Annotated in this window: 19 protein-coding genes; 10 read left to right on the forward strand and 9 right to left on the reverse strand. The window is 43.7% G+C overall.

Annotated features, from left to right (window positions below; all coding sequences use genetic code 11):
• Positions 1-238 precede the first annotated feature (238 nt).
• Positions 239-1,525 (reverse strand): NRAMP family divalent metal transporter, encoded by a 1,287-nt coding sequence (locus tag JMX89_RS09190; RefSeq protein WP_201531731.1) that lies wholly within the window; start codon positions 1,523-1,525, stop codon positions 239-241.
• A 307-nt stretch (positions 1,526-1,832) separates the two neighbouring features.
• Entirely contained in the window at positions 1,833-2,870 is a 1,038-nt protein-coding gene (locus tag JMX89_RS09195; RefSeq protein WP_201531729.1) for a LysR family transcriptional regulator, read from the reverse strand.
• 225 nt (positions 2,871-3,095) lie between these two features.
• Here JMX89_RS09195 and JMX89_RS09200 point away from each other — a divergent pair, with 225 nt between their 5' ends.
• Complete coding sequence (locus JMX89_RS09200; RefSeq protein WP_201531727.1) at positions 3,096-4,148, forward strand: hypothetical protein; 1,053 nt, start codon at positions 3,096-3,098, stop codon at positions 4,146-4,148.
• 19 nt (positions 4,149-4,167) lie between these two features.
• On the opposite strand, the gene JMX89_RS09205 is transcribed toward JMX89_RS09200, so the two are convergent.
• From JMX89_RS09205 to nirB, 5 genes are all read right to left on the reverse strand, one after another.
• The gene (locus JMX89_RS09205; protein WP_413786636.1) at positions 4,168-4,527 is read right to left on the reverse strand and encodes a DUF3817 domain-containing protein; all 360 of its coding nucleotides are present in this window, start codon (positions 4,525-4,527) and stop codon (positions 4,168-4,170) included.
• Positions 4,528-4,684: 157 nt separating this feature from the next.
• The gene (locus JMX89_RS09210) at positions 4,685-5,647 is read right to left on the reverse strand and encodes an acyltransferase (RefSeq protein ID WP_201531725.1); all 963 of its coding nucleotides are present in this window, start codon (positions 5,645-5,647) and stop codon (positions 4,685-4,687) included.
• Positions 5,648-5,986: 339 nt separating this feature from the next.
• Positions 5,987-6,649: a hypothetical protein gene (locus tag JMX89_RS09215; protein WP_201531723.1), complete on the reverse strand. Its 663-nt coding sequence runs from the start codon at positions 6,647-6,649 to the stop codon at positions 5,987-5,989.
• Positions 6,650-6,775: 126 nt separating this feature from the next.
• Entirely contained in the window at positions 6,776-7,183 is a 408-nt protein-coding gene (gene nirD, locus JMX89_RS09220; protein WP_201531721.1) for a nitrite reductase small subunit NirD, read from the reverse strand.
• A 45-nt stretch (positions 7,184-7,228) separates the two neighbouring features.
• Positions 7,229-9,838, reverse strand: coding sequence for a nitrite reductase large subunit NirB (gene nirB / locus JMX89_RS09225; protein WP_201531720.1), 2,610 nt, complete (start codon positions 9,836-9,838; stop codon positions 7,229-7,231).
• Positions 9,839-10,397: 559 nt separating this feature from the next.
• On the opposite strand from nirB, the gene JMX89_RS09230 reads away from it, so the two are divergent.
• From JMX89_RS09230 to cobA, 5 genes are all read left to right on the forward strand, one after another.
• Positions 10,398-11,909 (forward strand): NarK family nitrate/nitrite MFS transporter, encoded by a 1,512-nt coding sequence (locus JMX89_RS09230; protein WP_201531718.1) that lies wholly within the window; start codon positions 10,398-10,400, stop codon positions 11,907-11,909.
• Positions 11,910-11,911: 2 nt separating this feature from the next.
• Positions 11,912-13,963: a bifunctional protein-serine/threonine kinase/phosphatase gene (locus tag JMX89_RS09235; RefSeq protein WP_201531716.1), complete on the forward strand. Its 2,052-nt coding sequence runs from the start codon at positions 11,912-11,914 to the stop codon at positions 13,961-13,963.
• Positions 13,964-14,043: 80 nt separating this feature from the next.
• Entirely contained in the window at positions 14,044-15,459 is a 1,416-nt protein-coding gene (locus JMX89_RS09240) for an NAD(P)/FAD-dependent oxidoreductase (protein WP_201551430.1), read from the forward strand.
• Positions 15,456-18,749, forward strand: coding sequence for a nitrate reductase (locus JMX89_RS09245; protein WP_201551432.1), 3,294 nt, complete (start codon positions 15,456-15,458; stop codon positions 18,747-18,749). Before JMX89_RS09240 ends, JMX89_RS09245 begins: the two co-directional genes overlap by 4 nt.
• A 109-nt stretch (positions 18,750-18,858) precedes the next feature.
• Positions 18,859-19,788 carry a uroporphyrinogen-III C-methyltransferase gene (cobA, locus tag JMX89_RS09250; RefSeq protein ID WP_201551434.1) on the forward strand — a complete coding sequence of 310 codons (930 nt, stop codon included), beginning with the start codon at positions 18,859-18,861 and terminating at the stop codon, positions 19,786-19,788.
• 58 nt (positions 19,789-19,846) lie between these two features.
• Here cobA and JMX89_RS09255 read toward each other — a convergent pair whose 3' ends face one another.
• Positions 19,847-20,731, reverse strand: a complete 885-nt coding sequence (locus tag JMX89_RS09255; RefSeq protein ID WP_068408009.1) for a LysR family transcriptional regulator — start codon at positions 20,729-20,731, stop codon at positions 19,847-19,849.
• Positions 20,732-20,925: 194 nt separating this feature from the next.
• Between JMX89_RS09255 and JMX89_RS09260 the strand changes: the two genes are divergently transcribed.
• Entirely contained in the window at positions 20,926-22,053 is a 1,128-nt protein-coding gene (locus JMX89_RS09260) for an alkene reductase (RefSeq protein ID WP_191690031.1), read from the forward strand.
• Positions 22,054-22,225: 172 nt separating this feature from the next.
• Positions 22,226-22,441: a hypothetical protein gene (locus JMX89_RS09265; protein WP_201531706.1), complete on the forward strand. Its 216-nt coding sequence runs from the start codon at positions 22,226-22,228 to the stop codon at positions 22,439-22,441.
• A 490-nt stretch (positions 22,442-22,931) separates the two neighbouring features.
• Here the strand turns inward: JMX89_RS09265 and JMX89_RS09270 are convergent, their stop codons facing one another.
• Positions 22,932-23,867 (reverse strand): LysR family transcriptional regulator, encoded by a 936-nt coding sequence (locus JMX89_RS09270; protein WP_201531704.1) that lies wholly within the window; start codon positions 23,865-23,867, stop codon positions 22,932-22,934.
• A 98-nt stretch (positions 23,868-23,965) separates the two neighbouring features.
• Between JMX89_RS09270 and JMX89_RS09275 the strand changes: the two genes are divergently transcribed.
• Positions 23,966-24,400: a DMT family transporter gene (locus tag JMX89_RS09275; protein ID WP_181210410.1), complete on the forward strand. Its 435-nt coding sequence runs from the start codon at positions 23,966-23,968 to the stop codon at positions 24,398-24,400.
• A gap of 8 nt (positions 24,401-24,408) precedes the next feature.
• Positions 24,409-24,870, forward strand: coding sequence for a DMT family transporter (locus tag JMX89_RS09280; protein WP_201531820.1), 462 nt, complete (start codon positions 24,409-24,411; stop codon positions 24,868-24,870).
• Positions 24,871-25,356 lie beyond the last annotated feature (486 nt).

Consider the following 25,356-nt stretch of genomic DNA (forward strand, 5'->3'; position numbering starts at 1 on the left):
ATTAAATATATTAATAATATTTATTTTATGGATACTGCTATCCATTAATTAGAGGTTTGTCTCCATTAGTATTCATAACGTATCAAACGCTGCATTTCTTCTTATTAGATATTTACATCTAGTTACAATTATATTTATAAGCGTTTTGTCGTTGTCCACAAAAAAGCCCTCTTAGTCTGGCTAAAAGGGCTTTTACTCTATCGAGTCTATTATTAGCTAGATTGGCTAACCTTTATTTTTAACCAATAATACCTGCAAGGCTAGCTAGGAATAACAAGGTAAAGCCACCTAAGAATACAAGCCCTGCAATCGAATAGGCGTTCATACCGGCTGATAGCTTTTTATGGTTTTTCACGAGCGAATAGTTTAACCAACCAAAGATAGGCGCGGATATAAAGGCCGATATCATCGCAAACTTCAGCATAGCGCCTAATTGACCTGCAAAGAAGCTAATAATCAAAAGACCGCCACCAATAGCATAAGTGGTCCAAAAGGCGATTTGCTTTTTATTAATCTCGTCTTCACTTTTTAGTAAGCGCCAGCATTCGGCATTGGCACGTCCATAGCCATCTGCACAGGTAATAGTGGTGCCAAACATACACATAAAGGCGACAAAGGCGACCAGTAGTCTTGACCATTCACCGATAGTGGCGGTATACATATTGATAAGCTGATCAATATAAGCGACACCTGCGGTTTGAATCTCTTGACCTGAGCCATATTGCACGAAAACGCCCAACGCTAAAAAGAACAAGGCTAAAATAGCGGAAACTAAGAAACCGACATTAAAATCCAGTAAGCCCTGACGGTGAGTGGTATTGTCCGCTTTTCTCTTGGCTGATGTCCACATCGAGGTGATGGCAGCGAACTCAAGTGGTGCTGGCATCCAACCCATAAGAGCCACAATAAACCCTAAAGTCGCCAAGTTCCAAGGAGAGGCAGGGACAAAATCCGCCACCATAACCGTCGGCTTACCAGCAGCAATCATCACCGCTAACACGGTTGCGGATACGAGCGCAATCATAATCCATTTAGTCACGCCGTCAAGCAACTTATAATGACCAGCAATCAGAAAAAACCAACATACCGCAACGATGATGACCGCTAAGGCAATACTTGATAGTCCTACAGATGCGGGCAGCATAAAGCCCAATATCACTGCCGCAAGCAATGTCACAGCCCCCGTACTAATCACCGCCGATAAAATAGATAGGATAAAATAAATCCAGAGATAGGCTTTTGAGCGTTTGGCATAGCCTGCGATTAAGCTCTCGCCAGTGTCGTAGACATAATCGGTGGCAAAGCGGAAGAACGGATACTTAAAGACGTTGGCTAATATAATCATAATCGCCAGCTGCCAGCCATATAACGCGCCAGCCTGTGTCGATGAAATCAGATGCGAGCCGCCAATAGCAGCAGTCGCCATCAGAATACCGGGACCAAAGATTCGCCAGCTAAAGCCTTCTTGCTGCGCGGAGAGAGTATCGCCTGTGGCACTTGGGTTATTGAGTGGTTGTGTGGTCATGCTTACCTCGAAATGGTTAAAACGGCAAATCATCACTTACCTGTGTCAGTTTGCCAATGATCATGAGCGCATCGCTTAATACTATTTATTAGTACTGTTTATGAGTACTGTTTCTTAAAACGATTTGCCTTGTATCGACTTTAGCACACCAATCTGGTTTAGTAGAATGATTATTTATATAATTATTACTTATTTTTTGCATAGCCATTCCTGATAGTTAGCATAATTAAATATAAATATCAAGATTTATCAATGGCTATTTTTTCGGGCTTCTTTATACCACAATTATGACTCAATATCTGATAATTTAGCGCTGAGATTCAAATTTTTGCCGGCGGTAAGTAATGCCGCGCTGCTCGTAGACATGATAAGTCGCACGCAATAAGTCAGGAATATGAGGATGCACAAAATCCTTAAGTGTATGCAGATAAATAGGTGAGGTGACGTTTTCGTGGATGAGGCGCTGATAGCTGATCTGCTCCGTACGCACCGTTTTTAAGCTGGCAGGGACTAAGGTGATGCCTTCGCCCGCCGCTACTAACCCGAGTGCCACTTGCAAGTCACTGACGGTGGTGGTCATAAATGGAGAGATGCCGTACTGTGCAAATAAATATAGTAAAGGCTCTGTTATCTGCTCAACAGTAGAGGCTTGATGATGGCTCGTATTATTTTTCTTATTCTGCCCCAAGGTTTTAGGAGTCCCTGTGCTTGATACCGTTTCTGGCATTGTTTCTGGCACTGTAGATACAGGCAAGTGGGTTTGATGATAGAGAATCAGGCGGTTATTGGCCAAATCGATCAAGCGTTGCTCGCGCACATTGGCAAGCGGATGGGCTTTGGGGAGGGCAACGACATAGCGCTCATGGCGTAACAGTATTTGCTGTATCCATGGGTCTTGATGGGCAAAGCGTCCAAAACCAATATCGATGTCACCAGATTTGAGCGCATCCATTTGCTGATAGGAGCTGATGTCCTTTAGGTTGACGTCAATCTCAGGATTGGACTGCTTCAGTCTGGCGATAATCTCAGGTAGCAACCCATACAGTATAGAGGGTACAAAACCGATATTTAATGCGCTGCTAGGGGCAGATAAGCGCTGGGTCATACCAACAACCGTATCGACTTCTGTCAGTATGGTACTGATTTTATCGTAAAAGAACGTGCCAGCTTCTGTTAAATGTAGCGGTCTGTGATAACGGTCAACCAGCATCACGCCCATATCTGTCTCAAGTTGCTTGAGCAAACGGCTTAGACTGGGCTGTGACAATCCGATTTTGGTAGCGGCTGCGCTAAAGCTCCTAAGCTCGGCAACGGCAATAAACGCATTGAGCTGCTTTAAATCCATGTTTTATGCTCATTTATCTGTAATATCATGTCGATTGATGAAGCGGATACTACTGTATTTTATATCAATAACAGCAAAACTAGAAAATTATGCTTGAAGCATACGAGTTGACACTCTATATTGTTTATTAACGATAGCGTTACACTTTAGCAAACTAATAATTTTTACCCTTCATTCTAGCAGTCATCTACGGTTTCGTGGCATAAACTGGTTTGGTATCACTTCATGAGCGACAAAAAAGACAAGCAAAGCGCCGATTTAGAGGCAAACTTAGCAAAAATCGCTAATACGAAGCCACGACTGCGTAATCGTAAACATAATATCTATGAGCGTTATATCACTCGTGTTGAAAGCGCAGAGACTATTGAAAGTACTATTGAAAATACAGAAAATGAGAGCGAGCCAACTGTCACCAATACTGATGCTTATGATGAGACTGATGCCGGTCTTAGGGCAAGTCTACTGGACAGTCCTGTTCAGCCGCACATATTACAACCGCTTAAAAACGCTGACAAGCTGTCATCCTATGAGCCACTAAGTGCAGCAGAACTAGAGTTATTTGGCAGCCAAGAGCAAGATAATGTGGAAAATACAGCAGGGTTACAGATATCTGATAACGCGAGCACATCGGTAAGCTTAGACTTCTCTGATGAAGATGAGAAGGTTATACACCCTTTAATGACAACAGAGGTGACTGATAACGCAGCTTCTACAGTTAAAGATGAAGATGAAGATACTGAGGTAAATGATAGCGCTTATATTGATGAACCTATCAGCACTGCATCTTTGATAACCTTACCCCTCAAAAAATCGAAAAAAAAGAAAGCGGTAAAATCAATACAAACGCAGAAGAGTAGTAAAAAGCCACTTATTATAGGTATGGTGCTTGGCTCACTCATGATTTCTGGTGCTGTATTCACGTTAATTGCGACTGGTTTCTTGTCCACCGGTACTACGTCTACAGCGTTAAATGAAGCTGGCACGCCTATTAATAAAAACGCGACTCAGACAAGCCCGGTCACCAAACAAACAGCTACTGACACTGAAATAAACACCACTGAGAAGAATGTTGTGGTAGAGGCTAATACGCCACCTGCTGTCATTGAAGTGCCCAGTGACTCTGACCCTGCCAAATCATCAAACCCCAAGCCTGAAACGGACATGACGAATAAGGAAAATGAAGCAGCTGTTAGTGCGCCAAAATCCGAGCCTGCCATCACATACGAAGATTTTAGAGAAGAGTCACAAAACACGCTATATCGTGAAACCAATGATTAGCGTCATAAAAACTCTTGTCTTAAATAACTTTCTTGCTTTTCTTTAGGCTATTTTTTAACCAATGGTCAAATATGAACGGACCAAATGGTAAGAACGAGCCAAGCACGCCGGCAGGGATCGCCCATATAGGCATTTTTATCTTGACGGCTGTGCCCATGAGTACAACAATATAGGCGATGAATAAGCCACCGTGAGCCATACCGATATATTTTACCCCTTCTGGAATGTCCATCATGTACTTTAGTGGCATAGCGATGCAGAGCAACAGTAAAAACGAGGTGCCTTCTAGATAACCTATCGTCGTAAGCGTTTTTAATACTGTATTTTGTTCTGTTGTAAGATTAGAGGCGGGTTCAAACATTGGCTGAGCCTGTGGCACTGTATTTTCCTTTTATCATCGACATATAAGGTATGGTCGTTTAACGAGGTAAGCAATAATAGCAGCCGTAGGTTGCTATTATTGCCTTTAGTGAAAAAACCCATAGAACGGTCAATATATGTGCAAATAAAACAGATTAAGTTAAAAAGCTTGCTAGCTAAGCATCAAGGGCAGGGGGCTTACTTTCAAATTCAGCAAGCATCTTAGTAATGAGCTGATCTTTTTGCTGCCAAACTTGCTCAACCCAATCAAACATTTCTGCTTTTATCGCCTCATCAGTCTCATAGCCGCCATTTTGAACACTGGCAAATAAGTCATCAGGCATCTTAATATGTCTGACATCGACGCCCAGACGCTTGATATTGCCTTTCCATAAGTCGCCATATGTCGGCACACCATCAGGATAGACGATGGTCATATCTAAAATACCATCGATGTCTTCGCCAAGCGCACTAATCGCTAGCGACAAGCCGCCTGCTCTTGGTTTAAGTAAATGCGTATAGGGCGATTGCTGCTTATCCCGTTTTACGGTGGTAAAACGGGTGCCTTCTAGATAATTTAACAGTGTAAAAGGCTTGTCTTTCAGCAATGCACAAGCGCGTTTTGCTTCTTCGATATCTTTGCCTTTTAAGGCAGGATTTTTCGCAATCGCCTCTTTAGAGTGTCGACGCATCATTGGAAAATCGAGAAAATAGAAAGCTTGACCAATGACTGGAATATATATCAGCTCAAACTTGGTAAAAAATCGCGTCAATGGCAAACGCTTTTCACTAATATATTGCACGATACTGGTATCAACCCATGATTGGTGATTACTTACCAATAAATACTTGCCTTCGGTATGGATATCATCAGGTAGGCTGATACGCCAGTCTTTATCCGGCAAAATGTTATCGATCATCGCGTTATTGCTGTTAATCCAATAATTGGTCACATCAATGACCGCTTTATCAGCAATCGCTGCACCAGTAACAGCTTTGGCTGCACCCATAATCCATACAGGAGGACCTGCCAACATACTATTAAAAGTAATAACGCCTGTCGCGGTGGTCAGCGAAGCGATTTTGCCAAGTTTAGGATTGCGTTCATGTAGTTTTTGAACGAATGATTTGAATCGCATGTTAAATCCTCTTAACCTTACATATTATAAGTGGTTAGTAACGTAGTGGCATAATACTAGCAGAAATCGATAGGCGTGTTTACGTAATTGGTTTGGCTTTACATTTCACCGTTAGTCGTGGATATACCTAGTAGCTGATAACTAATAGCTAATAGACGTCAATCGTATTTGATTTATTTTTATATCAAACTAGGTTTATAATTTACCGTTAATATTTAGAGGGTTTACAATCGATGATCGACACTAACACTCTTGATCTCACGACAAGCCAAAAACAAAAAAAATCCAGTGCTAAATACTTAACACTGGATCAATAAGACCAATTACTCAAAGTACCAATCAGCCTTGTAGCTGGTCAATCATACCTTGGTATTTGTCTTTTTTCTCAGCAATCCTACTACGCTCTTCTTCTGCATTGTCTACCGATCCTTCAGAGTCTGCCACTTTCTTATCAAAAGCTTCTAACTCGGCAGTTTTGGCATCCAAAAGTCTGTTAAGCATAATAGCAACCGCTTTTTCAGAAACGTCAAGCGTCATATTAGAAGCTTCAGACGTAAAATCCTCTTTAAGCTTAGCAGCCCATTGATAGATATTAGCTATCGTCGCACTATGCTTGTCCTCATGCTTGTCTTCATTTTCAGAATCAGACTTATCCTCTTCGTCAGATTTCGCTTCTTTTTTGTCAGAAATAAAGTCATCTTTGAGCTTAGAAGCCCATTGATAGATGTTGGCTATCGTCGTACTGTGCTTATCTTCTTTGGCAGAATTGTCATCTTGATCGTCTTTATTGGACTCATCATCCTTGCCAGACTTAGTTTCTTCATCAACCTCATAGTCTTTGTCAGCATTGTAATCTTCAAAATCACCGTCTTCATAAACGACAGTATCACCTTTTACTACTTCTACGCCTGTTACCGCATCATTTGAAGTCGTTGTCGCTGCACTCTCAAGAGACTCTAAGGCATTTTTAATGTTATCGTTATTAGTAGACTTGTCAGACATGATTTATGATCCTTTTAATGGCATTAAGTGAAATATATTTACCGCCAATATTATGCCAGTACAATTTTTTATTCAGTATCTTAATGTAAATTACATGTTTCAATTTGCTAAAAAGGCGGCTACGCCTTAAACAACTTCCATTTCTAATAGTGTTGTAGATGACGCTTCTAACTGATCATATTTTATCACCACATTATTACCTTCAAGACTGGTATCAAGCTCAACATGGTAAGTAGCAAGCGTGACACTTGTATCATCCAAGCATTGACCGGTGGCAAGGTTAAATCTCTGCTTATAAATAGGGGAGGCCACATACAGTACCGCTTCATCAATGCCAGCATCGTTGGTAACAGTAGTGCCTCCAATTAACCCTCTAGATAATACATTAGCCTGACTAAACGGGTCATAGTTATCAAGCGCAAAAAGCTTAGCCTCCTTAGTGCGAAAAATTGCCACTTGTTTACCCTCTATCAGTGCGCAAACACCAGTCTCAGGGAGTATGTCTTCTAATTTACAAACGGTATACTGGTTCATTGGGTGATCCTTATTCGTATATGATCGGAAAGTGTTAAACGTTGATTAAGCCAGCTCGGTCACTAAGATTTGAGTTTTTTCAGTATCGGTTGCGGGGCGGATCTGCTCGCGCTCGGTGACAAAGACAACGTTGTCATCTCCTTGCTCGCTATTGACGAAGTGACGGAAACGTTTGAGCTTTTCGCTATCGGTTATGGTGGCTTTCCACTCACACACATAGTTGTCGATCAGCAGTTGCATCTGCGCCTCTAGCTCATCAGCGATGCCCAAACTGTCTTCAATAATGACCGCTTGTAGATACGCCAATCCGCCATCTAAGCTCTCGCGCCATTTTGAGGTACGCTGGAGTTTATCTGCTGTTTTTATATAAAACATGATAATACGGTCGATGTATTTGATGACCGTGTCGCTATCAAGATCGGTGGCAAACAACTCGCCATGACGCGGGGTCATACCACCATTACCACAGACAAATAAATTCCAACCATTTTCGGTGGCGATAATGCCAAAGTCCTTGCTTTGTGCCTCCGCACACTCACGCGTACATCCGGACACGCCCATTTTTATCTTATGCGGTGAACGCACCCCTTTATAACGGTCTTCTAATCTTAATGCTAAGCCGACACTGTCATCGACACCATAGCGACACCAGTTATTACCCACACACGATTTAACAGTACGCAACGACTTACCATAAGCATGACCAGTCTCAAAGCCAGCTTGCACCAACTGTGTCCAGATATCAGGGAGTTGGTCTAGACGTGCGCCAAATAAATCCACGCGTTGACCACCTGTGATTTTGGTATACAGATTAAATTCTTTAGCGACTTGCCCAAGGATGATCAGCTTATCGGCGGTGATTTCACCACCCGGCACACGAGGTACGACAGAATAGGTGCCGTCTTTTTGGATATTGCCTAGATAATAGTCATTGCTGTCTTGCAACGGTGTCAGTTCAGGCTTAAGCACATAATCATTCCAGCATGAGGCCAAGATGGAGGCGACCGTAGGTTTGCAAATCTCACAGCCATGACCGTTACCATGCTCATCCAACAGAGCATCAAAGGTTCTAATACCATGAACACGAATCAAGCTATAGAGCTCTTGACGGGTATAGGCAAAGTGCTCACATAAATCATTATTGACCTCAAACCCAAGGGTCGTTAACTGATAGCTTAAAGTGTCTTTCACCATAGGCGCACAGCCACCACAGCCTGTACCTGCACTGGTACAAGACTTCACTTCTGCAATGGAGTAAGCACCGTTCTCAACCGCCGCGCAAATAGCCCCTTTGGTGACGTTGTAGCATGAGCAAATCGTGGCGCTATCTGGTAAATTTTCTATACCCATCGTTGGTTTTTCAACGTTAGGTAAAATCAGGCTTTCAGGATGGGCAGGCAAGTCGATATTGTTGAGATATAGCTGTAATAGATTATTATAGTCTTCGGTATCACCAACCAATACCGCGCCAAGCAAGCGCTTATTATCAGACGTTGTGACCAGTTTCTTATAGATACCTGTCGCAGGATTTTGATATAAATAGCTCAAACTGTCTGCGCTTTTGCCATGGGCGTCGCCAATACTACCCACATCCACGCCCATGAGTTTGAGCTTGGTGCTCATATCAGCGCCCGTAAAGGTTTGCGAATGATCTCCTGTGATTTGCGCCGCGCAAATACTCGCCATGCTGTAGCCTGGTGCTACTAAGCCAAATATTTGGTTATCCCACACCGCGCATTCGCCGATAGCGTAGACATGCGCGGCATTGGTGCGGCATTTTTCGTCAATTAAAATACCACCTCGTGCACCTATCTCAATACCGCACTCAGGATTGTTTTTGATAATGCCATCTTGCGGACGAATACCTGCACTAAAGACGATCATATCGGTGTCAAGCGAGGTATCATCGGTGAATTGCATGGTCAGCTGGCACGGATTCTCATTAAAGGTGCTCAGGTTTTTATGTATGGCGTCGCTATTATCAATAATGGCTTGAGTATTCTTACCAGTCAATACTTTGACGCCAAGCGCCTCAATTTTTCGCTTTAAAATATCGCCGCCAGCCGCATCAAGCTGTACGCCCATCAATTGCGGAGCAAACTCTACCACATAAGTCTCTAGTCCTAAGGTGACCAGTGCTTTTGCTGCTTCAAGCCCGAGTAACCCTCCACCCACAACCACGCCTCTTTTTACTTTTGGTTGCTCAGCGATGGCAAGAATGTCATCCAAATCAGCAATGGTGCGATATACATGACAGTGTGCATGCTCACGCCCTGAAATCGGCGGTACAAATGGATAGGAGCCTGTCGCCAGCACCAGCTCACCATATTCAATCCGCTCGCCAGCTTCAGTGATGATGTATTGATTGGTGGTGTCAATATCTACAATACGCTGGTTCAGATGCAATTGAATCTGGGCAGATGCATAGGCGCTTAAATCAACCAAGTTGAGCTTACTAACATCTTTATGTTCAAAGTAGCTCGATAAATATACCCGATCGTAAGCGGGACGGTCTTCTTCAGCAAACACATGAATCTCAAACTGCTCATGTAACCCTTTTTCTATGGCTCGCTCAACGAAATGGTGCCCGACCATACCGTTACCAATCACCACCAACTTAGCTTTACCTGCCTTACTCACTATAGTGCTACTCATGTAATTATCCTTAGTCATGGGTTTGTCTAAATAGTGCTTACAGTAATTACATCTTCAATAACTGTGCCAAGCACCGTTATATAGCGCCATATCTCTAAGCGAGAGTCTCATCACTACAGACGAAAAACCTGACGATGACAGTGTATTTCCTAGGCGGCGTGGTATGTGTGAGGATATAAATAGCAATGATAAATAAAAAAGTCTTCTCTCATTAAAAGTGAGGATATAAAAAATGGATGCACCAAAATAGATAAAACCATGCACCAATTTGATTGTATTTATGGCAGTCAGGGTTTTTCATTCATCTCGATAAAATTAGCGTTTCTATATGGCTATTAAATTATGAATGACCTTGTAATAGCGGCTTGGAAGTCACCTATAGTAAAGCATGAACGCCTTTATCAAAGCCGAGGTTTTATCTGTATAACGAAGCTGATAGCGGCAGCTGGCACAGCCATTGCACCCCCTTAAATGCTCTAACTGGTCAGTTCGTTCAACATAATGTGTTCTTACGGCTTTCCATGTTAGCCCTGAATTTTACTATTTAAGGAAACCGCTTATGTCGTCATCGCCATCACCGAGCCCTGCTGCACCAAATAAAAACAAGCTCAATATTCTCTCTTTTACTGGTAAAAACCAGATACTCCATCTTGGTTGGATGGCTTTTTTTCTGACCTTTTTTGTGTGGTTTAACCACGCACCATTCTTATCTGCCATCGGTGAGACCTTGAGTTTGACCAAGGATCAAGTCAAAACCTTGTTGATATTAAACGTCGCTTTGACTATTCCAGCTCGAGTCATTATTGGCATGTTGACCGATCGTTTTGGACCGCGCCTCGTCTATACCGCCATTTTGGCAATTGGCGCCATTCCCTGTTTTACCTTTGCCTTTGCGCAAGATTACAACGCGCTGGCACTGTCCCGTTTTTTCTTGGGTTTTGTGGGTGCTGGGTTTGTGGTGGGTATTCGTCTCATGAGTGATTGGTTCCCTGCAAGTGAGCTGGGTACTGCTGAAGGTATTTATGGCGGTTGGGGAAATTTTGGTTCTGCTGCTGCTGCGCTGCTGTTACCGACAGTAGCTATTATTGCTGCTGCTATATTTGGTGGTGATGAAGGATGGCGTTATGCGACGGCCACCTCCGGGGTGGTGATGATGCTCTATAGTGTGATTTTCTATAAGATGGTGCGTGATACGCCTAAGGGTGCGACGTATTTTAAACCCAAAAAGTCTGGCGCCATGATGGTGACCTCAACAGGTGACTTTTGGCTGATGATGGCGTTTAAGCTACCAATGTATTTGGCGTTAGCGCTTTTGGGATGGAAGTTATCACCCGCTGGTGTCAGCTTACTCAGTCAGGCAAGTGTCAATATCGTCTACATCGGATTGGTCGTTTTATATATTTATGAGTTTGTGAGTAGTTATCGCTTTAATAAAGAGGTATTTACGACTCCTGTGCCAAAAGCGCATCAATATGATTTTAAGCAAGTCGGTATCTTAAATATTTTATACTTTGCGACCTTTGGCTCAGAGCTTGCCGTAGTGTCTATGTTGCCGCTTTTCTATCAAGAGACATTTAATCTATCAATTGTGATGGCAGGGGTTTTGGCATCTAGCTATGCGTTTATGAACTTGATGTCGCGACCGGGCGGCGGCTGGCTCAGCGATAAGTTTGGTCGCAAAATAACGCTGCTGATTTTGACCGCAGGTTTGGCTGTTGGTTATTTATTAATGGGTATCGTGGATTCAACATGGCCAATTGCACTGGCATTATTCATCACGATGTTTTGCTCTTTCTTTGTACAAGCGGGTGAAGGTGCTGTGTTTGCGGTTATTCCACTGATCAAGCGTAGCATGACCGGACAATTTGCTGGCATGACCGGCGCTTATGGCAATGTTGGCTCGGTTGTTTATTTAACTGTATTGAGTCTGGTCTCTTATCAAGTATTCTTCATGGTGATTGCCGCGACCGCCGTCGTTGGCTTCTTTGCGCTGTTCTTTTTAAAAGAACCTGAAGGCGTCATCATCGAAGAGATGCCTGATGGCAGCTTTGCCCAAATTAAAGTGAGCTAATTATGCCAATGAATGAGGCACTGTGGTTGCTTGATTTTTATAGCATGCAAGGGCGCAAGTCTGAAAATCAAGACAGCTTGCTGATGACAACCTGCTTGCAGTATGGACAGTTTACAGCAACCATCAACGGCGGTGTTCAGTGTCCTCATGCGCCTTTATTGGTGCTGATAGCGGATGGTGTCAGTGCCTGTCAGTTTCCCAAACAAGCCAGCCAATTGGTGGTCAATACTGTCACGCACCATCTTACCTTAGCACTTAAAAACGGGGCACTTAAAAATGAAGCGCTTGAAGAGATGGTATTGGCAGAGAACCAATCGCAATCAGCAAACATAGACTTTGATGACAATCAAGTTGCCATTTTGATTCGGGAGGCGGTCAATAAAGCCAATGACGCCCTCTATTTCCCGCAAGTCTATGAGCGCGTGCCACCACTATTATCCACCTTATCAGGCCTGCTGTGTATTGGCGACCGTATCCATCTGTTTCATACAGGCGACTCACGGATTTACCGTGTCGGTTTAGAGAGTATAAAAGTGCTCAGTAAAGACCACCGCATTCACTATGGGCAAGATAAAGGCGCGCTATCTGCCGCTATTGGCGCGGATACGATGGTCGAGCTCCAACAGTCAGTATTTACCTTGCATCAAAATGAATGCTTAGCACTGATGACAGATGGCGTCTATGAGTCTATTGCAGCGTCCGAGCTCCAGTTTGAGCTATGTTCAGCAGTAAAGGCGCTGTGTCAGCCGAGTCAAACGATAGATACGACGGATAACAGCTCGAATGACGGGGCAGTGAATAGTCTTAGCATCAGCCAAAACATATGCGAGCAGGCGTTTAACGAGGGCAGTCATGACAATTTAAGTATGGTGATACTCGGTATGAATGCACAAGCGCTCCATAAGCAAAAGACAGCCGATAGCGCTCATACTAAGAACAATAGTAATAATAAAAATGCTAGCCTGCATGATGCGATGCCTCACGACATCCATCGGTATCAGTTATTAACGGGCTTAGAAGTTGGGGCACGGATTGATGGTTTTATTGTCAAGCATATCATAGCCCACACTGCTCGTAGCGAAGTATATCTAGTAGAGGATGAAACCCATCATCTATTTGCACTAAAGTCACCAAGCCTTAGTACTATTGCCGATGGTCATTATCTGCGCGAATTTTTAAAGGAGCGTAAAATTGGTTTGAGCTTATCTAAGCATAGGCGGGCGGGCGAGCCTGCCTATAATCAAGCAGATCCTAATAACCTATCTAGCGACAGCAGCCTTACAGGCATCAGCAGTATAAAACCCTATCTAGACGCAAGCTCAGCGCTTAGTGCTTCAGGGTTGCTACGCTATTACCCCATACCAGCCAGCAGTGCATATCTATACCATCTCACAGAATATATTGAAGGCGAAAGCCTAAGAGATTTTATAGATCGTCATGCGCCTTGTGATGTGTGGCAGACCTATGATTTGTTAACCAAAATAGGCATGGCGGTTCGGGTGATGCATCGAAACTATCTATTGCATCAAGATATCAAGCCGGAAAACATCCTATTGACCACATCAGGCGCGGTCAAATTGATAGATTTTGGTTCAGCCAGCTCTTCCATACTTAAAGACAGTACGCGACCACCGAACGGTGATTTGCACTACGCTGCACCAGAATATTACAGCGATGCACCAAAAGGTGTGCATTCTGATTTATTTTCCATAGCGGTGATTGGCTATGAGCTGCTAACAGGTGAGCTGCCATTTAGCTCACAAGCGTTGATGCATTCACATCAGGCAAATCATACCTTAAGGCTACCTACTCAATTATTACGTCAGTACCGTGTACCTGCTGCCAGCCAGCAAGCGCTAATGCGTGCGCTGCTTGCTAATACCCAAGCTCGCTATCAAGCGATTGGCGAGTTCTTACAAGATTTTAACCCTGAGAATCATAATTATATTAGCGACCCTGAGCCGCTCATCATACGCAACCCATTACTGGTATGGCATAGCATTTGCTTTATTCAGTTTGTGCTCATTTTTTCGCTGTTGGCTTATTTCTTATAAGCGCAGGCTTTAAGCACAAAAGACACTCTGACACGCCATCTAATTAATGCTGCGCGTTGCGGCTAAGGGATTTTTTGCTCATGTCATCAGATAGATCAAAATTAACAATCCAGACAATGTCTTATGCTCATTTAAATGCGGGTATTGTCATTATTGGTGCTGGCATGGCAGGCAGCCGTTTTGCCATTGAGCTGGCACGTGCCCAGCAGCAAAGTAAGTCGCCAAATAACCAAAGACCATTACCGATTACCCTTGTCAGCAAAGAGCCAGAGGTCGGCTACAACCGCATTATGCTATCACCAGTGCTGGCAGGAGATAGCGCCTTTGAGGATACTTATTTATACCAGCAATCAGAGTATCAACAGTTGGGTATTGTTGTCTTAGCAGGGATTGCAGTTACCGCTGTGGACACCAAGCAACAGTCTATTAAGCTTGATAATGGACAGACGCTGGTCTATGCCAAGCTGGTTATCGCTACAGGTTCGAGCGCTCGAGTCATCCCTTTTCCCAATCATGATGCGACAGGCGTGCATGTGTTCCGAGAGGTAGCTGATGTTAATGCTTTAATTGAATACGCGCGCCAAGGGAAAAAAGGTCTAGTAATTGGTGGCGGGGTGCTAGGGCTAGAGGCCGCCTGCGCGCTGGCTTCTCAAGGGGCAGATATGACGGTCATTCATGTAGATAGCTATGTTCTTAACAGGCAACTTGATTTACCTGCTGCCCAGCTGTTGCAAGCTGAGCTGGCTCGTCGGGGCGTAGGTGTGGAGGTCTCTGCTATTACTGATTGTATTGCGGTCAATGACCAGCATGAGGTGAAAGGCTTATCATTGAAGGATGGACGTACCTTGCCGGCAGATTTTATTGTGATGGCAGTCGGGGTGATGCCTAATATAGCACTGGCGAGAGACTGCGGTCTTGAGGTCAATCGCGGCATCATTGTGGATGATTGCATGCACACGAGTTGTCCGCATGTCTACGCAGTTGGCGAATGCATAGAGTTGGATGGTGAGCTATTCGGTATGGTGGCACCTGTTAATCAGCAAGTGGATACCTTAGTCTCTGTGCTAAAAGACACTCGACTATCGGGCGACAGCTTAGGTTCTAAAGAGAACTGGCAGCCTTTTCGCAGTACACCGCTGTCCTTAAAGCTAAAAGTATCTGGCATCAGTGCTTTTTCAGCAGGGCAAGTCGACTTTGAAGAGGAGGAAGCGGCAGCTATCGAAACCATTACTTATCAGCAAACCAGTATAAATCACTATCATTGCCTTTACCTTAGAAACAATAAACTGATCGGCGCTGTACTCTACGGTGAGGTCAATGAGGGCAGTTTCTATAGCCAGCTGATCAACAGCAATAGTGATATCGCGCCTATAAAAGCGGATTTAATATTTGGCGAGGCTTACTGTGATTTGGAGAAGGTAACGACAGATAGTGAGGCTAACGATAGCGATCTGGATTTATTAAGCGCAGCAGACATAGTAGGAGCGGCGTCATGAGTGAAGTGATCTTGAGTAATAAACCGAATGCTAGTCAAGAATTAGAAAGTCGTATACGTCGATCTGATCGCAAATCTAATAACAAATCTGATGACATATTCAATCCTTCAAAAACGGCTCTTATTGCCACATATACTGAAGAAACGACGTCCACCATACGTACCACTTGTCCTTACTGCGGGGTAGGGTGTGGCGTCTTAGCCAGTGTCGATGCGGCAGGGGTAGTGAGCGTAAAAGGAGATCCTGAACATCCGGCAAATTTTGGTAAGTTATGCTCAAAAGGCAGTGCGCTAGCACAAACATTGGGCAGTGAGCGACGCTTAACTGAGCCTTACTATCAAAACAAGCAAGCGGTAATGCAACAGCATCGACCTATGCAATTGAGTAATGATTTTAACGCTATCGACATATCTGATGAGCCACTTATAAAGCCTACCGATTGGAATAACGTCTTAGATGATATTGCCACGCGCTTAAACGACACGATCGCCAAGTATGGTCGCGACAGTATTATGTTTTATGTCTCAGGACAGCTACTCACTGAGGATTATTACGTCGCCAATAAGTTTATCAAAGGCTTTATCGGTAATAATAATATCGATTCCAACTCACGCCTATGTATGTCTTCTGCAGTAGCAGGACACAAACGTGCCTTTGGCGCTGATTTGGTGCCTAGTAATTACGAGGATTTAGAGTCCTGTGATTTATTAGTGCTGGTGGGCTCGAACATGGCATGGTGCCATCCTATTTTGTTTGGACGTTTTTTGGCCGCCAAAAAAGCCAATCCCAATAAAAAACTGATTGTCATTGACCCACGTCGTACCGATTCCTGTGAGTTCGCCGATTTGCATCTACCGATAGCAGCGGGCACCGATACGCATTTATACAATGGTTTATTACATTATCTTAGCGAACACAGCTTCTCTGATACAGGTTATATCGAGCATGGTCATGGTGTTGATGATGCTTTAGCGGCAGCCAACGTCTGGAGCATTGAAAAAGTTGCTCAAGCTTGCCAAGTCAGTATCGACAGTATCCTTGAATTTTATCAGCTAGTCGCCGCTCATGACAAAACAGTGACTGCCTTTAGTATGGGTGTTAACCAGTCAAAGAGTGGCACTGACAAGGTGAATGCTATTATCAACACCCATCTGCTTACGGGACGAGTGGGCAAACCGGGTGCCAGTCCTTTTTCACTCACTGGTCAGCCAAATGCCATGGGCGGTCGAGAAGTAGGCGCGCTCGCCAATCTGTTGGCGGCGCATCTGGACTTGGACAATAGCATCCATCGGCAATTAGTCGCTGACTTTTGGCAAGCGCCGCAGCCTATTGCTGCAGAAGTAGGCGTCAAAGCGTGCGATGCTGCCGATGCTATCTTAGATGGGCGTATCAAAGCCATTTGGATTATGGCGACCAATCCAGTCGTGAGCTTACCTGAAGCGGATAAATTTCGCCGCGCATTAGCGGCTTGTGACTTGGTCATTGTCTCTGACTGCTCGGTAGACAGCGATACGGTGAAGTGCGCAGACATTGTATTGCCAGCCCAAGGTTGGGGCGAAAAGTCAGGCACGGTCACCAATTCTGAGCGGCGAATCTCAAGACAACGGGCATTGAAGCCTGCACTAGGACTCGCTAAGCCTGACTGGTGGATACTGTCTCAAGTGGCTACCCGCATGGGGCTATCAGGGTTTGATTATGACCATCCTAGTGAGATATTTAATGAGTACGTGGCGCTCACTGCTTTTAAGAACGACCCTAATCAATCAGCATCGAAAAACAATCAACCGCGCTATCTCAATTTGGCTAAAGACCTACTAATGCCAATCCTAAACCGTGCTGACTATGAGGTAATGCCCCCCTTTCAGTGGGGCGGTGCGCGTATTACACCCACTCAAGTAAACCTCATTGCTATTACGCCTTCAGATAGTGCTAGCCTGCCTAATTTTCATCACTTCCATCCACATCAACGTCGGCAGAAGACGAATAAGAGCGATGTTAAGAATAGAGATAAGTGGCATAACACTGACTTCAACCCATCAACCGTGAATCTACGCCTGATTACAGGCAGAATACGAGATCAGTGGCATACCATGACACGCACAGGGCTGGCGCCACAGCTTAATCAACATGAATCTGTGCCGACGCTGACTATCCATCCTAATGAAGCCAAACAACTCGGTGTTGAAAAGGGCGACTATGTGCAGCTACATCCTCGCTATGAGCAGATCCTGCCGAATAGTGAGGCGACAACTATTGATACGAATAATGTTAGTAAAAATGCCGATACAGATAATGAGAATATAGAGCAAAAAGTTTTAGCGCAAATCGTCATCAGTGATAGTATGCGTGTTGGCGATGCTTTTATGCCTATGCACTGGAGTAACGCCTTTGCTAGCTTTGCACGGGTAGGGACACTCATTCCGACTGTGGTCGATCCATATTCAGGGCAGCCTGAGCTAAAAAACTCAGCGATTCGCATGAGCGCCGTGCCTATGCAGACACTTGGCAAGATTATGGTGCATCCTGATTTTCAGGACACCATATTAGTGCACTTGCGTGCGATGACTGCTCATTTTAAGAAGGAAGCAATAGCGGGTGAGTCGCAAACAGCGTCTACAAACTTTGAGTTAAATGATGCAGGTTCGTCTCTCTCACTACCAGCGCTGACATGGAGTATCAGCAGGCAAGCCAATAGTGTGCTCATTACCCTTGCCAGCCCAGCCGAGCGCACAGCTAGGCAGTTGCTTGACCCTAAATTTTGGCAGCAGTTTATCGATGACTATCAAAAGTCTGTATCAGACAAGTGGTTGACTGGCAATGCCGACGATACTCTGACGGTTAATAGCGCTTTCACCTTGAGTAAACCAGAGAAGCAACTACGCTTTATCTCGACTCAGTCGGAGGTGAGGAGTGAGGCGTTAGACCATATACCAAGTCCTTTAGACTCTGCTATGCCGAGTGATCAGCTGCTATTAGCCATTTATTTTGCACCAAAAGTGATGTATTTGCCTAGTACACATTGGCTTGACATCTGCTTTGCCAGTACCGATGCCATACCAGTACAGCAGCGTTATAAATGGTTGCTGGCAGGCCGTCCAGCTACCGGCTATATCGATCCAGGTCCGTTGGTGTGCTCTTGCATGGCAGTCGGAGAAAACATTATTGTCAATGCAATCGCCAAGCAGCAGTGTCATAGCGCACAAGCAGTGGGCGAAGCGTGCCGTGCTGGTACCAATTGCGGCTCGTGTGTGGGTCAAATCAATGCGCTTATTGAGGAGTATGCGTCATAGCTGTCTTATAACTTCCTTATAGCCGCCTTATGAAATACAACCAATTGATCAATATGGCATGGGGCTTGCACCGTATATTGCACTAACAGCATCATTAGGAGTCACCGTCATGACGGATTCATCTGCCTTTATCGCAACACTACCTCCAAACGATTTATCTAATAAAAAGTGTGTCGTCAATACACTAAACGCGCCATTAAATATAGCAGCTACAAAAGTAGGTACTGTGCATTTAGTCGGTGCAGGCTCTGGTGATCCTGAGCTGCTCACACTAAAAGCTTTGCGAATCATGCAGAGCGCTGATGTGGTGCTTTATGATAGTTTGGTCTCAGAGGATATCTTGGATATGTGCGAACCAACAGCAGAGAAGATATTCGTCGGTAAACGCCGAGCCAATCATGCGCTGCCGCAAGAAGGCATCAATGAGCTGCTGGTCAAGCACGCGCTGGCAGGTAAAACAGTTGTAAGACTTAAAGGCGGCGACCCTTTTATCTTTGCGCGCGGCGGAGAGGAGCTTCAAGAAGTGGTACGCCATGGTATCTTTTTTGAATCTATTCCCGGTATTACTGCCGCCAGTGCCGCTGCTAGTAGTACAGGTATTCCATTGACGCATCGAGACCATGCGCAGACAGTGAAGTTTGTAACGGCATATAAGAAATCAGGAGCGCCCAACAATAACTATGACGAGCATTTAGATAGCACCCAAACCGTCGTTTTTTATATGGGATTGCATCAGCTAGATGAATTGACCGAAGGGTTAATAGCAGCGGGACGAGATAGCGAAACGCCTTTTGCGGTGATTAGCCATGCCAGCTTGCCCACGCAGCAACTGCTCATCGGTACGCTTGGTAGTATCGCTAAGCAGCAAGCCGAAGCGAAATTGCCAACCCCAGCATTACTGATTATGGGCGATGTGGTGACGCTATATCATGAATTTGCAGACTACAACCTTGGTGCATTTGGTAAGCGTGCAGTCTGCAATATTAAGCAATCCATCACCGATAAACATCTTATACCTACTTTTGAGAGTGTTGCATAAAATATAGGGTTAGCCTAAATGCTCAATAAGATGACTTTAAGACAGGCTAATCTTTTAACTATAAATTTCGTAATTGCTCAATTAACCAGCGATGTATACCACTGTCACTGGTACGTGGATGCCATGCTGCGATTACCTTAAAGGTGGGCGGTAATGCTTCGATTTCAATCTCTTTGACTTTATTATTTGGTAATAGTCGCGCAGGGTAAAAGGCAATCATGTCGGTGGTGTGCAGGATATCTGGCACGGCTGAAAAGCTAGGAACTGACATCACAATATGGCGTTTAAGCCCTTTTTCTGCAAACCATTGATCATGCGATCCGCGCAAATTGGCACGCGAAGGCGATACCACCAGCTGTGGGTGTGCGGCAACTTGCGCCAGTGTGAATATCTCTGTTGCAAAGGTGTTTTTATAACCCGTCACACATAAATGCTGTTCTTCAAATAGCGTCACATACGATAAATTGTCAGGGATAAACTCTGGAAAAGTAATCAGTAAATCAAGTTCGCCTGCCGCAATCAGCTGATTGATATTGTCTGATGCAAAATCTCTCACTATCAGCTTTAAATGAGGCGCTTCACAGCGTGTGATACTAAATAACTGCGGCAATAATGCCTGCGTCGCATAGTCGGTTGCACTAATCGTAAAGACGCCTTTGTAGGTTTGCGGCGTAAACACTTCTGGCTCTAACAATACTTCCAACTGTTTTAATATCTCGTCAATCGGCTGCCGCATTGCTAGTGCTTTTGGTGTTGCCACCATGCTATTGCCTTGACGAATAAACAAACGATCATCAAACAAATCCCGTAGCTTACGCAACTGCTCACTAATCGCTTGTTGCGTCAGTCCCATTTTGCGCGCAACTTGCGAGAGATTTTTTAGATCAAGTAGTGCCTGCAATACTCTAAGCTGCTTGATATCTAGCCGATTCATACCATTCATAACACTTACCATTAATAGTTGTACCCTAGACAAGAAAGGCTTGTTTCTAATTGTACCTACAAAACTCTATGCTAACCAACATTACTTAAGCAGCCCATTAGACCTAAAAATAGATTCAGTGGCTCAAAAAATACGCCTATCCGTTTGCTTTAAAAGAGAGTGTTATGAAACAAGCTATGCTAAATGTGCCAAAAATGAAAAATACCAGTGCGTTATTTTCATCTGTACAACTTGGACCTTATACCCTTAAAAACCGTATCGTGATGCCGCCTTTGACGCGCTCTCGTAGCACGCAACCTGACAATATCCCTAATGATTTAATGGCAAGCTATTATGCACAGCGTGCCTCAGCAGGTTTTATGGTGACTGAAGGTACACAGATTGAGCCGCGTGGCCAAGGCTACGCGTGGACGCCCGGGATTCATTCACCAGCGCAAATTGAAGGCTGGAAAAAAGTCACGCAAGCAGTACATGCTAAAGGCAGTATTATTTTTGCGCAGCTGTGGCACGTTGGCCGCGTGTCTCATACCAGCTTACAACCCAATCAAGCGCAGCCTATCGCTCCATCTGCCATTACTGCCACTAACGTCAAAGTGTTTATTGAGACAGGTCCAGGCGAGGGCGCTTTAGCCGACCCAAGTGAGCCACGGGCACTGAGCACAGAAGAAGTGGGTGAATTGGTCGCTATGTATGCACAAGCCGCGCGCAACGCACTAGAAGCAGGTTTTGATGGGGTAGAGCTACACTGTGCCAATGGGTATTTGGTCAATCAATTTATCTCTGAGCATAGCAATACACGTGATGATCAATATGGTGGTTCGTTGACCAATCGTCTGCGTTTTTTAAAAGAAGTGGTTGCCGCCGTCAGTGAAGTGGTTGGCGCTGATCGTTTAGGCGTACGTTTTGCGCCTTTATTTGCCAGCACGGATGAGACTCGTGTGTATCTAGGCTTAGTAGAAGCAGACCCTCATCATACCTATATTGAAGCGATTAAAGTACTTGAACAGGCGGGCATTGCTTACTTATCCATTGCAGAGGCTGATTGGGATAATGCGCCTGATTTGCCAGAGCCTTTTTATCAAGCGGTCAGAGCTGAGTTTTCAGGACGTATTATTTATGCCGGTAAGTACACTGTGCAGAAGTCGGTCGATATATTATCTAAAGGTTATGGGGATTTATTTGCTTTTGGTCGTCCTTTTATTGCTAATCCCGATTTACCTGAACGCATAGCCAATCATTGGCCACTCAATGAGGCAGATCCTGCCACGATGTATGGTGGCACTGCCATTGGGTACAGTGATTATCCTCGCTATCAGGAATAGCAAAGCAGCTGAGCAGTGAATAAAAATAAGGCCATTAATACTAATGGCCTTATTTTTATTTATAAATTTGGGATTTATTGGATATTCACAAACAGTCAATCATCAAGCGAAAATTATTGTTTTTGTCGCTTAAATATCTTTCTTTTATCATTTTATCAATAGGTAGCAGGCAATGAATCAGAATACTAAAGACAGACTGATACGTATATTAGTAGGATATGTCGGACTTTATCCGACGCTCTTAATCGTATTAACGTTATTAAAGCCTGTGACTCATGGTCTAAGTCTGCCAGTGGTGGTATTGATTGAAACCATAATACTCGTGCCGTTGACGCAGATAGTGTCATTTCCAATAGCAGGCTGGCTCATTGAGCGCTTAAGAAGATAACAAGCGTTGCTCTTTGCCTAGTTTGGATATGGGTTTTTAAGAGTATTGATTGAGATGATAAATGATTGATGGCACGGGTAAGTTTGTAAACCAGATAATTGAGTTGGTTGGATTTCAGCCGGATATTAAAAACAGCACTCTATAATAAGGAGGAGAATAAATGGTTCATAAACCTTAATATCTGACTTAGACTGAGTACAACAATTCTCATTTATTATAGAGTGTGCATGAGAGCAGATAAGTATTCGAAGGCTTGAGTATGCGCTTATCAAGAATTTTTCTATGATCACCCAATTATCAAACAAACTCGGAATAAGTCACCGACTAAAATACATAATAAGTTTCCCAGAGAAATTGAACAACATCCTAATTTTCTCAACAATGAATAACTTAAGTTAGGAACGCTCCTGAATGGGTGCAATTACATATTCCTATTGCACCTTTTCCTCATAAGGTGCATGGATACTTATTGCTTTAAATTCTTGTTTTTTTAATTGAGTTGCCAGTAAAGAGGACGACCATAAACCTTAGCAAAATAATCAATTAATGTTCTAACATTTAGAGAGACATGACGAGTATGAGGGTAAATAGCTGCGACATGTTGAGGTGTGGTTTTCACGGCTGCATTATAATCAGGTAGTAGCTTGATAAGCTCACCGCTCTTTAAATACTCACCGATGAGCCAATCTGGAAAAAGCACAATCCCCATACCTTTGAGTGCAGATACCAATAAAGATTCTGCATTATTGGACATCAATAAAGCGGGTGCTAAGAATGGCGTCCAATCTTCACTTTCTGTTTTAAAAAGCCAACGATTGGGTCCTGTTGAGCCTTTATATAGTAAACATTTATGATGTGTCAGATCTGGTGGCACTTGCAATTTACCGTGCGTGTTTATGTACGATGGAGAAGCGGCAAGATGATAGGTTTGCTCGCCAAAAATACGCGCATGAAAGGCGGAGTCCTGTAACGTGCCAATTCTAAAAATAACGTCTGTTGCATAATGATGAGGATCAATAAAGTCATCCGTTAAACTCAAATCTATCTGTAATTTAGGATACTGAGCACTAAGCTGTGGCAGCCAAGGTGCGATATGTCGTTGTCCAAAAAATACGGGAGCGTTGATTCTAATTAAACCACCCGGTTCTAGTGTCCTGTCTTGAAGCTCCTGCTGTGCTGCACTCATGCTCTCGGTCATGGATTTTGCATAGCGCATGAATACGCGACCTGCCTCAGTAGGAGTAACAGCGCGTGTATTACGGTAAAAAAGCTGCTGTCCCAGTGAGTCCTCTAACTGTTTGATAATACGTGACACTTTAGAAGCCGAAACGCCTTCTTTTCGAGCCACTACAGAAAAACTCTGAGCGTCAAAAACCTCTATAAAAAATAATAGTGTTTGTATGTTGATGGTATCTACCGTATTCATTTGTGCAACTTATGCAAAGGTCATTTTCGTATTATAGCGTTTTTTAATGGGTATACATTGCTGTAAGCTGCAGCGTATTGCTCATTAAGGATTTTTTCATGCAAATTTTATTGATACTCATTGTTGTATTAGGCGGCATGGGGTTGTCTGTTGAAGCAGGATTACTTGGGCCTTTAGGGAGTCAGGTAGGCGAGCTGTGGGCAACATTGAGCATTTTTGGTGTTGGCGCTGCTCTGACATTCTTTTTGATGCTGTTTTTTAGTCCGCGAGACAGCCCTTCCTTTTTCTCACAGCCGCCTTTACTACTGGTTGGTGGTATTTTAGGGCCTGTTTATGTTGTGGTATTAACCGTGGTGACGCCTGTTATTGGCATTGCGCTGACGATGATTGGGATATTGGCTGGGCAAGTATTTCAGAGTTTAATCATAGATCATTATGGTTTGTTCGAAACCATGGAACGAAAAATAGACAGCAAACGAATTATCGCTTTATTTTTCATTATTGCCGCACTTGTTTTTATGGCAAAAGGATAACCTAAATGATGCTTATTTTAATGATTGTATTAGCAATAATTGGCGGCGCAGCTTTGAGCGTTCAAGCGGCATTAAATGGTCGCCTTGGCGGCAATGTTGGCGTATTTAAAAGTGCCTTTTTAACATTTTCTGTGGGTGCGGTTGTGACCGCTCTACTTATTTTCTTTTTTGAGCCAAATCATACCGTTACTTTGTTGGGTGTCCCTAAGTGGCAACTGCTTGGTGCCTTATGCGGTGTGCCTTACATTGTCATTATGGTGGTTGCGGTCCAGCGTATTGGGACTGCTGTAGCAACGGTAGCAGTTATTTTTGGTCAGCTGAGTATGAGTGTATTAATTGATAATTTTGGTTGGTTAGGTAATGAGGTGATTAGCCTTTCAGGTAGTCGAATAGGTGCTTTGGTTTGTTTAGCAATTGCGCTTTATTTTATTTATGCGAGTAGCAAGTCTGAACCTAAAGAGGCTCAGTAGTGAGCTATGCTGAAGAAATTGTAGAAACTAATATGGGAGGTTTTAATCAGACATCTCAATCATAATGACTCATGCTGTTGATTTTATAATCATTAAGTTCATATCTAACACTAGCAGTTCGATGCTTGTATAGCGTACCGTTGAACTAATCGCAGATCATTATGGTATTCCAATTAATTAGATTTTGTTAATGCTAGTGCTTACATTTAGCTAAAAATACTGGTAAAAAATCCAAGCCTGAAGGCACTGGTTCATGGATTCAAACGCTCCCTAGGCAACCTATCTTAAATATTTCTGAGCCTCTCTTTTAGATACGGCTCAATTAAGTCTAGAAGAATAGAAAATTTATAAATACCAAGTCAGAATGTATAGAAAAAAGGATTTTCTATACACGTTTGGAAGACACAAAAGACGATATCAATATATCCTAAGGGGGTATCAATGGAAGCAAACGTGGATCAGAGTATCCGTTTACCGATCCCTAAA

It is taken from the genome of Psychrobacter sp. DD43 (assembly GCF_904846555.1).
In the GTDB taxonomy this organism is placed as follows: domain Bacteria; phylum Pseudomonadota; class Gammaproteobacteria; order Pseudomonadales; family Moraxellaceae; genus Psychrobacter; species Psychrobacter cryohalolentis.

Coding starts and splice junctions, on each gene's coding strand:
- JMX89_RS09235 (WP_201531716.1), top strand. CDS start 11,912: ATGCCAATGAATGAGGCACTGTGGTTGCTTGATTTTTATAGCATGCAA.
- JMX89_RS09230 (WP_201531718.1), top strand. CDS start 10,398: ATGTCGTCATCGCCATCACCGAGCCCTGCTGCACCAAATAAAAACAAG.
- JMX89_RS09190 (WP_201531731.1), bottom strand. CDS start 1,525: ATGACCACACAACCACTCAATAACCCAAGTGCCACAGGCGATACTCTC.
- nirB (WP_201531720.1), bottom strand. CDS start 9,838: ATGAGTAGCACTATAGTGAGTAAGGCAGGTAAAGCTAAGTTGGTGGTG.
- JMX89_RS09240 (WP_201551430.1), top strand. CDS start 14,044: ATGTCATCAGATAGATCAAAATTAACAATCCAGACAATGTCTTATGCT.
- JMX89_RS09210 (WP_201531725.1), bottom strand. CDS start 5,647: ATGCGATTCAAATCATTCGTTCAAAAACTACATGAACGCAATCCTAAA.
- JMX89_RS09200 (WP_201531727.1), top strand. CDS start 3,096: ATGAGCGACAAAAAAGACAAGCAAAGCGCCGATTTAGAGGCAAACTTA.
- JMX89_RS09255 (WP_068408009.1), bottom strand. CDS start 20,731: ATGAATGGTATGAATCGGCTAGATATCAAGCAGCTTAGAGTATTGCAG.
- JMX89_RS09260 (WP_191690031.1), top strand. CDS start 20,926: ATGAAAAATACCAGTGCGTTATTTTCATCTGTACAACTTGGACCTTAT.
- JMX89_RS09280 (WP_201531820.1), top strand. CDS start 24,409: ATGCTTATTTTAATGATTGTATTAGCAATAATTGGCGGCGCAGCTTTG.
- JMX89_RS09275 (WP_181210410.1), top strand. CDS start 23,966: ATGCAAATTTTATTGATACTCATTGTTGTATTAGGCGGCATGGGGTTG.
- JMX89_RS09215 (WP_201531723.1), bottom strand. CDS start 6,649: ATGTCTGACAAGTCTACTAATAACGATAACATTAAAAATGCCTTAGAG.
- nirD (WP_201531721.1), bottom strand. CDS start 7,183: ATGAACCAGTATACCGTTTGTAAATTAGAAGACATACTCCCTGAGACT.
- JMX89_RS09270 (WP_201531704.1), bottom strand. CDS start 23,867: ATGAATACGGTAGATACCATCAACATACAAACACTATTATTTTTTATA.
- JMX89_RS09245 (WP_201551432.1), top strand. CDS start 15,456: ATGAGTGAAGTGATCTTGAGTAATAAACCGAATGCTAGTCAAGAATTA.
- JMX89_RS09265 (WP_201531706.1), top strand. CDS start 22,226: ATGAATCAGAATACTAAAGACAGACTGATACGTATATTAGTAGGATAT.
- cobA (WP_201551434.1), top strand. CDS start 18,859: ATGACGGATTCATCTGCCTTTATCGCAACACTACCTCCAAACGATTTA.
- JMX89_RS09195 (WP_201531729.1), bottom strand. CDS start 2,870: ATGGATTTAAAGCAGCTCAATGCGTTTATTGCCGTTGCCGAGCTTAGG.